General features: G+C 56.4%; 13 protein-coding genes. 3 read left to right on the top strand and 10 right to left on the bottom strand.

Features of this window, described 5'->3' with window-relative positions:
- Positions 1-39: 39 nt before the first annotated feature.
- The 5 genes from hutH to hutI form a co-directional block, all read right to left on the bottom strand.
- Positions 40-1,560, bottom strand: a complete 1,521-nt coding sequence (gene hutH / locus LCD46_06305) for a histidine ammonia-lyase (GenBank protein ID UOY71924.1) — start codon at positions 1,558-1,560, stop codon at positions 40-42.
- Positions 1,557-3,245, bottom strand: a complete 1,689-nt coding sequence (gene hutU, locus LCD46_06300) for a urocanate hydratase (protein UOY71923.1) — start codon at positions 3,243-3,245, stop codon at positions 1,557-1,559. The genes hutH and hutU overlap by 4 nt, the downstream gene beginning before the upstream one ends.
- Positions 3,246-3,372: 127 nt before the next feature.
- Entirely contained in the window at positions 3,373-4,107 is a 735-nt protein-coding gene (locus LCD46_06295; protein UOY71922.1) for a histidine utilization repressor, read from the bottom strand.
- Between the two features lie 19 nt (positions 4,108-4,126).
- Complete coding sequence (hutG, locus tag LCD46_06290; protein UOY71921.1) at positions 4,127-5,065, bottom strand: formimidoylglutamase; 939 nt, start codon at positions 5,063-5,065, stop codon at positions 4,127-4,129.
- Entirely contained in the window at positions 5,062-6,285 is a 1,224-nt protein-coding gene (hutI, locus tag LCD46_06285; protein UOY71920.1) for an imidazolonepropionase, read from the bottom strand. The genes hutG and hutI overlap by 4 nt, the downstream gene beginning before the upstream one ends.
- A gap of 224 nt (positions 6,286-6,509) precedes the next feature.
- Here hutI and LCD46_06280 point away from each other — a divergent pair, with 224 nt between their 5' ends.
- Positions 6,510-7,793, top strand: coding sequence for a putative acyl-CoA thioester hydrolase (locus LCD46_06280; GenBank protein UOY71919.1), 1,284 nt, complete (start codon positions 6,510-6,512; stop codon positions 7,791-7,793).
- An 87-nt stretch (positions 7,794-7,880) separates the two neighbouring features.
- Here the strand turns inward: LCD46_06280 and pgl are convergent, their stop codons facing one another.
- Complete coding sequence (gene pgl, locus LCD46_06275; protein ID UOY71918.1) at positions 7,881-8,876, bottom strand: 6-phosphogluconolactonase; 996 nt, start codon at positions 8,874-8,876, stop codon at positions 7,881-7,883.
- Between the two features lie 140 nt (positions 8,877-9,016).
- On the opposite strand from pgl, the gene LCD46_06270 reads away from it, so the two are divergent.
- On the top strand, positions 9,017-9,835 hold the full coding sequence (locus LCD46_06270) for a pyridoxal phosphatase (GenBank protein ID UOY71917.1): 819 nt from the start codon (positions 9,017-9,019) through the stop codon (positions 9,833-9,835).
- Here LCD46_06270 and modC read toward each other — a convergent pair whose 3' ends face one another.
- From modC to LCD46_06250, 4 genes are all read right to left on the bottom strand, one after another.
- Entirely contained in the window at positions 9,836-10,894 is a 1,059-nt protein-coding gene (modC, locus tag LCD46_06265) for a molybdenum ABC transporter ATP-binding protein ModC (GenBank protein ID UOY71916.1), read from the bottom strand.
- 2 nt (positions 10,895-10,896) lie between these two features.
- Positions 10,897-11,586 (bottom strand): molybdate ABC transporter permease subunit, encoded by a 690-nt coding sequence (modB, locus tag LCD46_06260; GenBank protein ID UOY71915.1) that lies wholly within the window; start codon positions 11,584-11,586, stop codon positions 10,897-10,899.
- Positions 11,586-12,359: a molybdate ABC transporter substrate-binding protein gene (modA, locus tag LCD46_06255; GenBank protein UOY71914.1), complete on the bottom strand. Its 774-nt coding sequence runs from the start codon at positions 12,357-12,359 to the stop codon at positions 11,586-11,588. Before modA ends, modB begins: the two co-directional genes overlap by 1 nt.
- Positions 12,360-12,537: 178 nt before the next feature.
- Positions 12,538-12,687 (bottom strand): AcrZ family multidrug efflux pump-associated protein, encoded by a 150-nt coding sequence (locus LCD46_06250; protein UOY71913.1) that lies wholly within the window; start codon positions 12,685-12,687, stop codon positions 12,538-12,540.
- A 127-nt stretch (positions 12,688-12,814) separates the two neighbouring features.
- On the opposite strand from LCD46_06250, the gene modE reads away from it, so the two are divergent.
- Positions 12,815-13,603 (top strand): molybdenum-dependent transcriptional regulator, encoded by a 789-nt coding sequence (gene modE, locus LCD46_06245; GenBank protein UOY71912.1) that lies wholly within the window; start codon positions 12,815-12,817, stop codon positions 13,601-13,603.
- Positions 13,604-13,612: the final 9 nt, after the last annotated feature.

The raw sequence follows: 13,612 nt of genomic DNA, 5'->3' as shown, positions 1-13,612 counted from the left end.
CTCGTAGGCCCGGTAAGCGCAGCGCCACCGGGCAAAAAATCACAGCACCGAAGGCAACAGCCCCACCAGCCGCCCTTCTTCCAGAAGCTGCATCGCTTTATCAATATCCGGCGCAAAGAAGCGGTCGTCGTCATAATGCGATACATGCTCGCGCAGCGTATGACGCGCCTGCTCCAGCAGCGGACTGGACTTCAGCCCTTCGCGCAGATCGATTCCCTGACACGCCGCCAGCCATTCCACCGCCAGCACGCCACGGGTGTTGGATGCCATCTCCCACAAACGACGCCCGGCAGCCGGAGCCATAGAAACGTGATCTTCCTGGTTTGCCGATGTTGGCAGGCTATCCACGCTATGCGGATGCGACAGGGCTTTGTTCTCGCTCGCCAGCGCCGCCGCCGTCACCTGGGCAATCATAAAGCCCGAGTTAACCCCGCCGTTACGTACCAGGAACGGTGGCAGCTGAGACATGTGCTTATCCATCATCAACGCAATGCGACGTTCAGACAACGCACCGACTTCAGCAATCGCCAGGGCAATGTTATCCGCCGCCATTGCCACCGGCTCGGCGTGGAAGTTGCCCCCGGACACCACTTCATTTTCTTGAGCGAATACCAGTGGGTTATCGGACACCGCGTTGGCTTCCACCAGCAATACCTCTGCCGCCTGGCGCAGTTGCGTCAGGCACGCGCCCATTACCTGCGGCTGGCAACGCAGGGAATATGGATCCTGCACCTTTTCACAGTTGTGGTGTGAATCTGCAATACCACTGGTTTCGGTGAGAACATGACGGTACATCGCGGCGGCATCAATTTGCCCACGCTGGCCGCGCACCTCGTGAATACGCGCGTCAAACGGGCGACGCGAGCCCAGTACGGCTTCAGTCGTCAGGGCACCGCACACCACTGCTGAGGCGAACAGATCTTCAGCCTCAAACAGGCCGCGTAAAGCGAATGCCGTCGACGCCTGAGTACCGTTCAGCAGCGCCAGCCCCTCTTTTGCCGCCAGGGTGATCGGGTTCAACCCGGCTTTTTTCAGCGCCTCTTTCGCAGGAAGCCACGCACCCTGCCAGCGCGCCTGCCCTTCACCGAGCAGCAGCAGCGACATGTGCGCCAGCGGCGCGAGATCGCCGGATGCACCGACAGAACCTTTTGCCGGGATCCACGGATAGACTTCTGCGTTCACCAGCGCCATCAACGCCTGGATCACGCTCAGGCGAATGCCCGAGAAACCGCGCGCCAGGCTGTTGATTTTTAGCACCATCAGCAGGCGGACAATCTCATCATCCAGCGGCTGACCAACCCCCGCCGCGTGTGAAAGCACCAGCGAACGCTGTAAGTTCTCCAGATCGTGTGTCGCAATACGTGTCTGCGCCAGCAGCCCAAAACCAGTGTTAATCCCGTAGGCGGTGCGCCCTTCGGCAACAATGGCTTCGACGCAGGCAACGCTGTCGTTGATCGCGGCGTGGGCACTTTCATCAAGCGAGAGCGTGACCGGTTGACGCCAGACGCTACGCAGTTGTTTGAGCGTCAGTGAGCCGGGGGTGAGTGTTAAGGCGTTCATTCATGATTTCCTTGTGTGGCAGCGATCATCGGCAGGTTTAGCCCCTGCTCTTTGGCACATTCAATGGCAATCTCGTAACCAGCGTCTGCGTGACGCATCACGCCGGTTGCCGGGTCGTTGTGCAGCACGCGAGCGATACGCGCAGCAGCTTCATCCGTTCCATCACAGACAATGACCATCCCGGAATGCTGGGAGAAGCCCATCCCCACGCCGCCACCGTGGTGCAGCGATACCCAGGTCGCGCCGCTGGCGGTATTCAGTAAGGCGTTCAGCAAAGGCCAGTCGGAGACTGCATCCGAACCGTCGCGCATGGCTTCGGTTTCACGGTTAGGGCTGGCAACGGAACCGGAGTCCAGATGGTCACGACCAATCACAATCGGCGCGGAGACTTCGCCGCTGCGCACCATTTCGTTAAAGGCCAGACCCAGTTTTTGCCGCCACTCCAGCCCTACCCAGCAGATGCGCGCCGGTAAGCCCTGGAAGTTGATGCGCTCGCGGGCCATATCCAGCCAGTGGTGCAGGTGTTCGTCATCCGCGACAATCTCTTTCACTTTGGCGTCGGTTTTGTAGATATCCTCCGGGTCACCGGACAGGGCAACCCAGCGGAACGGACCGATACCGCGGCAGAACAGCGGGCGAATATAAGCAGGAACGAACCCCGGGAAGTCGAAGGCATTATTCACGCCCATCTCTTTCGCCATCTGACGGATGTTGTTGCCGTAATCAAAGGTAGGAATGCCCATCTTACTAAAGGCCAGCATGGCGGAGACGTGTTCTGCCATGGAACGTTTGGCAGCAAGAACCGTACCTTCCGGGTCGGTTTCCGCTTTTTGCTGGTAGGCTTCCCACGTCCAGCCTTTTGGCAGGTAACCGTGCAAAGGATCATGGGCGCTGGTCTGGTCGGTAACCAGATCCGGACGGACGCCGCGGGCGACGAGTTCAGGAAGAATATCTGCCGCGTTGCCGCACAGGGCAATCGACACCGCTTTGCCTTCAGACGTGTATTTTTTGATACGCGCCAGCGCATCGTCCAGGCTGGTTGCCTGTTCGTCGACGTAACGGGTACGCAGACGGAAATCAATGCGGCTCTGCTGGCACTCAATGTTGAGCGAGCACGCGCCGGCAAGCGTGGCGGCCAGCGGCTGCGCGCCGCCCATACCGCCCAGACCTGCGGTCAGCACCCAGCGGCCTTTCAGCGAGCCGTTATAGTGCTGGCGACCGGCTTCCACGAAGGTTTCGTAGGTACCCTGGACAATTCCCTGGCTGCCGATGTAGATCCAGCTCCCGGCGGTCATCTGGCCATACATCGCCAGCCCTTTAGCGTCCAGTTCGTTGAAGTGTTCCCAGGTGGCCCAGTGCGGCACGAGGTTAGAGTTAGCAATCAGCACGCGCGGCGCGTTCTTGTGCGTTTTGAATACGCCAACCGGTTTGCCGGACTGCACCAGCAGGGTTTCGTCGTGTTCGAGGTGAGTCAGAGATTTTACAATTGCGTCATAGCACTCCCAGTTGCGCGCGGCACGGCCTATGCCGCCGTAGACCACCAGCTCGTGGGGGTTCTCCGCGACCTCAGGATCAAGGTTGTTCATCAACATGCGCAGCGGGGCTTCGGTGAGCCAGCTTTTTGCGGTAAGGGTGGTGCCGCGCGGAGCGCGGACATCCTGCTGGCGGTATTTACCTGACGACATTGTGTGCTCCTCATACGGGACAGATGATGCATTTAGATATACTTGTATAGACAAGCACACACAAGGTCAGTTTTAACAAAAAAGATACAATTTTGTTATATTGCGTTAGCTATCACGCTTTTAAAACTTATGACATAAAGTGGCCCTGCAGCCGGTAACGGTTACCCGGGAAAAGCAGCCGGGCATGCGACACAATTTGCGATGACGACCATGTACGACGACGGATCAGCAGGCATGGATCGTGCTCTTTAATGCGCAGCCGTTCACACTCCTGCGGCGTGGCGCGCACGGCCTCCACAATATGCTCCCCTTCCGTCAGCGGTGCGACGAGCGAGAGATAGGCGTGCGGCGTGGTGTGGGTGTAATCCTGGTTCAGGTAGTCCGGTATCCGTTCGGCGTTAACGCAGCGATCTTCAATCTGCACCGGAATGTCGTTTTCGAAATGCACCATCACGGAGTGGAAGATCCGGCTCCCCTCTTTGACATTCAGCTCTACGGCCTGCTCGGCGCTGGCCTGGGTCTCTTCGAGCACCAGCACCTCACAGCGGTGCTGATGGTTACGCGCGGTGATCTCATCGGCAATACTGCGGATTTCAAACAGGGCAGATTGCCCTTTCGGTTCCGCCACAAACGTTCCGACCCCCTGCAAGCGCACCAGAAGACCGTCGTCGGTCAGTTCGCGCAGCGCCCGGTTGACGGTCATCCGGCTAAAACCAAACTGCGCCACCAGCTCGGCTTCCGAGGGAATACGGTCGTGCGGCCGCCAGACGCCGGTGGCGATTTTTTCGCTTATCGCCTGCTTCACCTTTTCGTAGAAAGGTGCGGGAGGGCTCGACTGCGGCAGAGGTGAGCGTGAAAACATCGTGACTCCTTGAATAGTGTTATGCCCACCAGTGAGCAATTTGCCAGGCCAGACGGGCGGCAAGCTTTGCGCCCTGTCCGTCCCGATCGTACTGCGGGTTAAACTCTACCAGATCGGCGGCCTGTAGCTTACCGCTGCGGCAGATTTGTTCGATAACCGGCAGAAGATCCAGCACCGGTATGCCTAACGCGGCCGGTGCGGACACGGCAGGCATTTCGCTCGCGGGGAGGACGTCCAGATCGATCGTCAGATAGATACGATCGGCCTGCGCCAGCACCTTTTCCAGTGCGGGTAGCGCATCGCGCCTGAAATGGAGATCATCCACCAGCGTGACGTTCAGGCGTTCGGCCTCATCCCACAGCGCCAGCGTGTTCGCCGCCCGGCTCACGCCAAAGCAGGCGTACTGAAACTCCCGCCCGCGCTCATCGCAGTAATGCGCCAGCTGGCGAAACGGGGTGCCGGACGTCGCCCGGTCGGCCTTGCGCAGGTCAAGATGGGCATCAAGATTGATCACCACCACGCGCTCGTTCGGGAACGCATCCAGAATGCCCCGACCGTGCGCCCACGCGGTCTCATGACCGCCGCCAAAGACCAGCGTGCGCATCCCGGACTGCTGGCAGGCCGTGACGGCATCGCTTAACGCCTGCTGGGCCGCTTCCAGCTCGTCGCCTTCAACGTAAAACGAGCCCATATCCGCCAGCCGTTCGTGCCCCTGATGGCTTGCCATATTCGCCAGCGCTTTCCGCAGAATATCCGGTGCCTGCACGGCGCCGGGCCTGCCATGATTGCGTTTAACCCCTTCATCACATTCAAAGCCTATCAGCGCGATGCCGGATGGAAGCGGCGTGAACTGCCCCTGCTGCTTTATCGTCTGGAAAATGCGCGTTGCATTGCTGGCCTCGGCGCTGTCGTCGCGCCCCTGCCAGACCGTTTCGGCTACCGGCCGCCATAACCTCATACTGCCTCCCCACGGAAAACACGCTGATACAGCGGATTGCGTCCCGGCTCGTAGACCATCTCAACCGGATGGCGAGCATCCCAGACGATAAAATCGGCGACAAACCCTGCCCGCAGCTGTCCGTGGGTTGCGCCACGACCCAGCGCCTGCGCGGCATTCCGCGTGACGCCAGCCCAGGCTTCTTCAGGGGTCAGACCAAACTGGACGCAGGCCATATTCATCGCCAGGTGCAGGCTGGCAAACGGGCTGGTGCCGGGGTTATAGTCGGTCGCGACCGCCATCGGTATCCCCTGTTTTCTGAGCTGTTCAACCGGCGGACGCTGGCGCTCCTGAAGAAAATAGAACGCGCCAGGCAGCAATACGGCAACGGTCCCGCTTTGTGCCATCGCCTGAACGCCTGCATCATCCAGGTATTCGATATGATCGGCCGACAGCCCCTTATATCGGCTGACCAGCGCCGCACCGCCCTGATTCGACAGCTGCTCGACATGCCCTTTTACCGGGATACCCAGCGCAGCGGCGGCCTTAAAGAGGCGCTCGGTTTGCGACGGGGTAAAGCCGACGTTTTCGCAAAATACGTCGACAGCTTCAAACAATTCTTTTTGCCACAGCACGGGCAATATCTGCTCACAGACCAGCGTGAGGTACGCATCCGGATCCTGTCGGAATTCCGGCGGAACCGCATGAGCCGCCAGCAGCGTTGGGCTTATATCAACCGGATTATTGAGGCTCAGTTGGCGTGCAACCTGCAGCATCTTCTCTTCGGCATCGGCGTTTAGCCCGTATCCGGACTTGATTTCAACCGTGGTGACACCTTCATTCATCAAACGCTGCAGCCGCTGTTGCGCCAGTTTCAGCAGGGTTTCCGGTGAACTGCTGCGCGTCGCCGTCACGGTAGCGTTAATCCCGCCTCCCTGGGCGCTGATTGTTTGATAAGAGACACCGTTCAGACGCTGCTCCCATTCTGCCGCGCGATCGCCGTCAAACACCAGGTGGGTATGGCAGTCAATCAGGCCTGGTGTAACCAGACGTCCCTGAAGATCGACGCTGTGACGGTGTCCTGAAGGTATTTCAGATTCAGGGATCACGGCCTGAATGGTTTGGCCGCGCACCACCAGAGCGTGTTGCTCTTTCAGGCCATACGGAGCGGTGCCTTCCGGATCCATCGTTGCCAGTCGCGCATTTCGCCATATTACATCGTCGGGATGAAGCTGCTGCATGGGTATTCCACTTGTCATGGGTTGTATAGACATTTATTTTCATCCACTGCCCGCTGTCAACCGTCCTGATGGAAAATGTTATTTATTTGTGATGACTTTCCCGCCCCCCGAGGGCAAAAAATGCAACTTTTACCCTTTTTAACTTCCCGTTTCGCTCAACTTAGTATAAAAAAGCAGGCTATTTCGTCTATCCCGTTAAGACTTGCATACCCAGGAGCTTTACCTTGAACATTTCCAGGATTTCCCGTCTGGCGTTAGCACTCGCCTTTGGCGTGACATTATCCGCATGCAGTTCAACACCACCGGATCAGCTGCCTTCTGAGCAGGTAGCACCGGGTACCGCCTCCCGCCCGATTTTGTCCGCTGATGAAGCGAAGAACTTCGACCGTGCACACTACTTCTCGGCGATGGAACCCAACGCTGCGCCGTGGACACCGTCTTCTATTAACCTGCCAAAACAGCCTGACTTCGTCGTTGGGCCGGCAGGTACGCAGGGTGTAACGCATACCTCTATTCAGGCTGCGGTTGATGCGGCCATCACGAAGCACAGCGCTTCTCGTCAGTACATCGCGATCCTGCCAGGCGAATATGAAGGCACCGTTTACGTTCCGGCGGCACCAGGCAGCATTACCCTTTACGGTCTGGGCGAAAAAGCGATCGATGTAAAAATTGGCCTGGCGATTGATTCAGAAATTGACAGCAACGCCTGGCGTCGCCTGGTGAACCCAGCCGGTAAATATATGCCGGGCAAACCTGCGTGGTACATGTTTGATAACTGCCAGAGCAAGCGTTCTGCCACCATTGGGGTGATGTGCTCAGCGGTATTCTGGTCTCAGAATAATGGCTTGCAGCTGCAAAACCTGACCATTCAGAACACCCTGGGTGACAGCGTCGATGCAGGTAACCATCAGGCCGTCGCGCTGCGTAGCGATGGTGATAAAGTACAGATCAACAACGTTAACATTCTCGGCCGTCAGAACACCTTCTTCGTGACCAACAGCGGTGTACAGAACACCCTGCAGAACAACCGCCTGACCCGTACGCTGGTGACTAACAGCTACGTCGAAGGTGATGTTGACCTGGTATCCGGTCGTGGCGCGGTGGTGTTTGATAACACCGACTTCCGCGTGGTGAACTCGCGTACTCAGCAGGAAGGCTATGTCTTTGCACCAGCGACGCAGTCTAACCTGTTCTTCGGTTTCCTGGCCGTAAACAGCCGCTTTAATGCTGCCGGTGACGGCGTGGCACAGCTGGGCCGCTCACTGGATGTGGACTCTGCAACCAACGGTCAGGTGGTGATCCGCGACAGCGTGATCAACGAAGGCTTTAACATGGCGAAGCCGTGGGCGGATGCCGCGATCTCCAAACGTCCGTTCTCCGGCAATACCGGTGCGGTGGACGATAAAGGAAACGTGCAGCGCAACCTGAACGACGCTAACTTCAACCGCATGTGGGAATACAACAACCGCGGTCTGGGTAGCAAAGTGGTTGCTGAGCCGAAGCAGTAAGATGTTTTGCCGGGTGGCGGCTTCGCCTTACCCGGCTTACAGAGATAAAAAAACCTCGCATTCGCGAGGTTTTTTGTTTTAAGCCGCTTAGTGGGCGTTAACCACCACCCACATAGGCCCCTGGCCTACCGCATAGCGCCCTTTCTCTTCCAGCAGGCCCTGCTCGCCTTTGATTTCATACAGCGCAATGTGGTGGGATTTCTGCCCTGCTGCGATCAGATATTTACCACTGTGGTCGATATTAAAACCGCGCGGCTGAGTTTCCGTTGGCTGGAAGCCTTCAATCGCCAGCACCCTGCCATCTTCCGAGACGCTAAACACGGTAATCAGGCTGGAGGTACGGTCACAGGCGTACAGATGGCGGCCATTTGGCGTAATGTGAATATCCGCAGCCCAACGGGTGTCAGAGAAGTCAGACGGCATCATATCCAGCGTCTGCACGCACTCAATCTGGCCGTTAGGATCTTTCAGTTCCCAGACGTCCACCGAGCTGTTCAGTTCATTGACCACATAGGCGTACTGCTGGTTCGGATGGAAAACCATATGACGGGGGCCCGCGCCTTCAACGGTAGTGACTTCAGCAGGAGTCTGCGCCACCAGGTGACCATCGTCGCTCAGGGTGAACAGGCAGATACGATCTTGCTTCAATGCAGGTACCCACAGTGTACGGTTATCCGGCGTGATATTCGCCGAGTGGCAACCTTCCAGCCCTTCCACCACATCGACAGTTTCAACCGGAATACCGTTTTCCAGACGCGTTACGCTGACACAGCCTGCGTTATACGAGCCACTAAAGACAAAATTGCCTTTACGATCGGTAGAGATATGGGTTGGGCTGCCCGGCAATGGCGCTTCGGCAGTGTAAGTCAGCGCGCCGTCGTCCGGAGAGATGCGGTAGGCCAGCACGCGAAACTCCGGGCGCACACCCACGTACAAGAAACGTTTATCCGGACTGATGACCATCGGCTGCACCTGCCCTGGGACATCAACAACCTGCACCAGCGTGAGTGACCCTTCGGTATTTAAACGCCAGACATGGATCTGCTGGCTCTCAGGACTGGCGGTATAAACGGTTTGTTTCATGAATATTCACTCCTCACTGCGCATGAAAGTAGTTAACTTTTGACGGTGAATGCTGAATTGTCGACAGGAATTTTGAAGCGTCCGCCTCTCGGTGTACCATCCCATCAATACGTAAATTCAATATTAACCCGGAAAAAAAAATGACCTCGCGTGTGATTGCTCTGGATTTAGACGGTACCTTACTGACGCCGCAAAAAACCCTCCTCCCCGCCTCCCTTGAAGCGCTTAAACGCGCGCAGGAAGTGGGATATCAACTCCTTATCGTAACGGGTCGACATCACGTTGCCATTCACCCTTTTTATCAGGCACTGGCGTTAGATACACCTGCAATTTGTTGTAATGGCACTTATTTGTATGATTATCAGGCGAAAAAGGTTCTGGCATCCGACCCGCTGCCGGTTCCTCAGGCGCTGCAATTAATTGATCTGCTGGATGAACACGCCGTACACGGCCTGATGTATGTGGATAACGCGATGGTCTATGAACGCCCGACCGGCCATGTGATCCGCACCAGCAACTGGGCGCAGTCCCTGCCTGAAGCCCAGCGTCCGGTCTTTACCCAGGTATCCTCCCTGCGCCAGGCAGCGCAGGATGTTGATGCTATCTGGAAATTCGCGCTGACGGATGAAGACACCACCAAACTGAATACCTTCGCAAAACACGTGGAAGAAACGCTGGGCCTGGAGTGTGAATGGTCCTGGCATGACCAGGTTGATATCGCCCGCAAAGGTAACAGCAAAGGCAAGCGTCTGACACAGTATGTGGAATCTCAGGGGTGGTCGATGCGTGACGTGATCGCCTTCGGCGATAACTACAACGACATCAGCATGCTGGAAGCCGCCGGTACCGGCGTGGCGATGGGCAATGCCGATGATGCAGTAAAAGCGCGCGCTAACGTGGTGATTGGCGATAACACCACTGACAGCATCGCGCAGTACATTTATACCCACCTGCTGTAATCAGGCGGTGATCGAGACGCTCTTAATTTGCGCGTAAAGCCACAGGCCGGGTTTGATCCCTAATTCATCTCTGGCCCACGGGCTGATACGCGCCCAGAGCGTCCTGCTGCCGACCTCAAGCTTTACTTCTACCTGGCCGTTATCATCAAAACACTCCGCCACTTTTGCACGCAGAATATTTCGGATACTGGTCTGCAACGGCGGTTGCAGCACCAGCGAGACATCCGACGCCTGAATGCGAATACGTAGCGCAGACTGCAGCGGTTTGTCGATTTTGTTGACCCACAGATGCTGATCGCCCAGTGCCAGCGCGGTCATTGCGTAATGCGGATGGTGTTCCAGCACGCTGACTTTGAGAATGCTGCTCTGCTGCTCCCGAGGTAACCAGGGGTGCATCACGCTGCTGCCCCACACCTCTTCAAGGTTGCCGAAGGCCTTAACACAACCCTCTTCCAGCACCAGCACTTTATCAGCCAGATGCAGGATCTCATCCAGCGAGTGGCTGACGTAGAGCATCGGAATATTAATTTCGCGCGTCAGGCGCTGCAGATACGGCAGGAGTTCACGTTTACGCGGAATATCCAGCGAGGCCAGCGGTTCATCGAGCAACAGCAACTCTGGCGCGGTCAGTAACGCGCGGCCAATCGCCACACGCTGTTTCTCACCGCCGGAAAGCGAGGATGGCAGCCTGTCGAGCAGCTGTTCAATCCCTAAAAGGGTCACCAGCTTATCAAACTGCCCGGCCATGCTTTTCGCCATGCCGTAACGCAGATTCCCGCGCACGCTGTAGTGCGGGAATAATCGTGCATCCTGAAAAACATAGCCGATACGGCGTTTATCCGGCGAAAGATATACCTTATTTTCCACGTCATTTAAGACGCGGTTATTTAATACAATGCGCCCTGATTGAGGGCGGGTCAGGCCGCTGATCGCATTAATCAACGACGTTTTCCCCGCGCCAGACACGCCAAAGATGGCGGTAATGCCGCTGGCTGGCAGCGTCTCGTTAATCGTCAGGGTATGATTTCCCAGCGTCTGGGTAAATTGAAGCTCCAGCATGACTATTTCCCCATCCGCTCACGGCTGAGTCGCGCTAGCCATTCCGACACCAGCAATGATACCAGCGCTAATACGATTGAGATGATGCACAGTCGCGCTGCGGCGTTTTCTCCACCTGGCGTCTGAATCAGGGTATACATGGCCGAGGGAATGGTTCGCGTCTCGCCGGGGATGTTCGACACAAACGTGATCGTCGCGCCAAACTCGCCCAGCGAGCGGGCAAAGGCCAGCACCGTACCGACAATAATACCGGGTAATGTTAGCGGCAGCGTAATGGTAAAGAAGACGCGCCAGCGCCCGGCGCCCAGCGTGCGGGCCGCCTGTTCCAGTTTGAGATCCACCCCCTCCAGCGCCAGACGGATAGCCCTGACCATCAGAGGGAATGACATCACAGCCGCCGCCAGCACCGCTCCGCGCCAGCTAAAAGCGAACGTCAGCCCAAACCAGTCATAGAGTTTCTCACCGATAAAACCGCGACGTCCCATTGAAATCAGTAACAGATAACCGACCACCACGGGCGGCAACACGAGGGGAAGATGAAGCACACTGTCCAGCAGGGCTTTGCCTGGAAACTTACAGCGGACCAGTAACCAGGCAAAGAAGATCCCAAAGGGCAAACTCAGCACGACTGCCAGGGAAGAGACTTTAAGGCTCAGCAGCACGGCCTGCCATTCAGGATCGGTCAATATCATCAGTGAGTTGTAAATCCATAACGTTTAAAGATTGCAGAGGCTTCTGGTCCTTTCAGATAATCATAAAAGGCAGAAACCGTCGCATTTTTATGTCCATCAACAATCGCAACAGGGTATTCCACTTTCTTGTGGGAGTCTTCCGGGAAGGTACCTACCACTTTGACACCTTTGCCGGCAACGGCATCGGAACCGTAGACAATACCCAGTGGAGCTTCGTTGCGTTCTACCAGCGCCAGCGCACCGCGGACATCTTCAGCCGGGGCCAGTTTCGGTGACAATGTCTCCCATGCGCCCAGTTTTTGCAGTGCTTCTTTGGCGTAGATCCCGGCCGGTACGTGCTCAGGATCCCCCACCGCCAGGCGGCCACCGTTTAGCAGGCTGATCCAGTTGGTCTCTTTGTTGATGGTGATGTCAGCCTGCGCGCTGGCTTTTGGCGCCACCACTACCAGGCTATTCCCCAGCAGCGTTTCGCGGGTCGCCGCATCAATCGCTTTCTTCTCCACCGCGTAATCCATCCACTTCTGGTCAGCCGAGATGAACAGATCCGCCGGCGCACCCGCTTCTATCTGACGTGCCAGCGTCGAGGAAGACGCAAAAGAGGAGACTACATCAACGTTCTTCTCTTTTTTATATGCCGCCGCGATATCCTGCAGCGCGTTGGTCAGCGACGCCGCCGCAAAGACCGTAATTTTACCGTCGTCCGCCAGCGCGTGGCCGGTAAGTGAAAGCGTCAGCGTTGCCCCTGCGAAAAGGCGTACCCAGGTACGTGCCATTTTTAACTCCTGTGAGTAGCGTTATATACACATTAATATAACGATAACGTCAGGGAGATCCCAGCGTTAAATCGTACCGCTGAAGAGGTAAACCAGTGTGATACGTTAAATATTATCGGCGAAAACGGGAAAATCTTGAGAGCAAAACGCCCGGACTAGCCGGGCGTTTTGTAGGGAATCAATGCTGCTTTTTAGCCTGGTCTCGGTGACCAATGTTCGAGAAGACGTTGAACACTTCACCCAGGCCGTAGATGGCACCGAGGATGATGGCCATCACTACTGGTACCATGATCACGGCGAATACCAGACTTTTTAACAACTCTAACATGGTTTTCTCCAGAGATTGTGAATAGCTTATTCTACCCTTTCAAGTGAGAAAAACATCCCCTTTTGTGCGGTACCCTTTGCGCCCTGCACCATTTGGGTCACAATACTCTTTTTGCCAGGATACTGTTATGCAGGCCGAAATTCTCCTCACCCTCCGACTTCAGCAAAAGCTTTTCGCCGATCCGCGTCGTATCACCCTGCTTAAACAGATAGAACAAACAGGCTCGATTAGCCAGGGGGCAAAAAACGCCAGTATCAGTTACAAAAGTGCCTGGGATGCCATCAACGAGATGAACACCCTGAGCGAGCAACCGCTGGTGGACAGAGCTACAGGCGGCAAAGGCGGCGGCGGTGCAGTGGTTACGCGTTTTGGGCAGCGTCTGATTCAACTTTACGATCTCCTGGCCCAGATCCAGCAAAAAGCGTTTGATGTGTTGAGTGATGACGACAATCTCCCGCTGGACAGTTTGCTGGCTGCCATATCCCGTTTCTCGTTACAAACCAGCGCCCGTAACCAGTGGTTTGGTACGGTAACGGCACGCGATAATCTCCAGGTGCAGCAGCATATCGAGATCCTGCTTGCCGATGGGACTACCCGCCTGAAAGCCGCAATAACGGCGCAGAGTGCAAAACGTCTTGAGCTGGATGAAGGTAAAGAGGTGCTGGTGTTACTGAAAGCGCCGTGGGTCAATATCACGAGCAATCCCGATACAGCTAAGGCAGCCGATAACCAGCTTCACGGTGCAATCACCCATATTGAACGCGGTGAGGAACAGTGTGAAGTGCTGATGACCCTGGCGGACGGACAAATGCTCTGCGCGACGGTACCGCTCAACGAGGCTGACGGATTAGAGGAAGGTGCTGTAGTCACCGCATATTTCAACGCAGACCGGGTGATTATCGCCACATTGTGCTGAGCACATTGA

It is taken from the genome of Enterobacter ludwigii (assembly GCA_023023105.1).
GTDB classification, from domain to species: Bacteria; Pseudomonadota; Gammaproteobacteria; order Enterobacterales; family Enterobacteriaceae; genus Enterobacter; species Enterobacter adelaidei.
This window is presented reverse-complemented; position numbering and strand designations above follow the sequence as displayed.

What these genes read in the sequence shown, in the direction of transcription:
- LCD46_06250 (UOY71913.1), bottom strand. Translation starts at nt 12,687, where the DNA reads ATGTTAGAGTTGTTAAAAAGTCTGGTATTCGCCGTGATCATGGTACCA.
- hutG (UOY71921.1), bottom strand. Translation starts at nt 5,065, where the DNA reads ATGAGGTTATGGCGGCCGGTAGCCGAAACGGTCTGGCAGGGGCGCGAC.
- LCD46_06295 (UOY71922.1), bottom strand. Translation starts at nt 4,107, where the DNA reads ATGTTTTCACGCTCACCTCTGCCGCAGTCGAGCCCTCCCGCACCTTTC.
- modB (UOY71915.1), bottom strand. Translation starts at nt 11,586, where the DNA reads ATGATATTGACCGATCCTGAATGGCAGGCCGTGCTGCTGAGCCTTAAA.
- hutU (UOY71923.1), bottom strand. Translation starts at nt 3,245, where the DNA reads ATGTCGTCAGGTAAATACCGCCAGCAGGATGTCCGCGCTCCGCGCGGC.
- hutI (UOY71920.1), bottom strand. Translation starts at nt 6,285, where the DNA reads ATGCAGCAGCTTCATCCCGACGATGTAATATGGCGAAATGCGCGACTG.
- LCD46_06270 (UOY71917.1), top strand. Translation starts at nt 9,017, where the DNA reads ATGACCTCGCGTGTGATTGCTCTGGATTTAGACGGTACCTTACTGACG.
- modA (UOY71914.1), bottom strand. Translation starts at nt 12,359, where the DNA reads ATGGCACGTACCTGGGTACGCCTTTTCGCAGGGGCAACGCTGACGCTT.
- modC (UOY71916.1), bottom strand. Translation starts at nt 10,894, where the DNA reads ATGCTGGAGCTTCAATTTACCCAGACGCTGGGAAATCATACCCTGACG.
- pgl (UOY71918.1), bottom strand. Translation starts at nt 8,876, where the DNA reads ATGAAACAAACCGTTTATACCGCCAGTCCTGAGAGCCAGCAGATCCAT.
- modE (UOY71912.1), top strand. Translation starts at nt 12,815, where the DNA reads ATGCAGGCCGAAATTCTCCTCACCCTCCGACTTCAGCAAAAGCTTTTC.
- hutH (UOY71924.1), bottom strand. Translation starts at nt 1,560, where the DNA reads ATGAACGCCTTAACACTCACCCCCGGCTCACTGACGCTCAAACAACTG.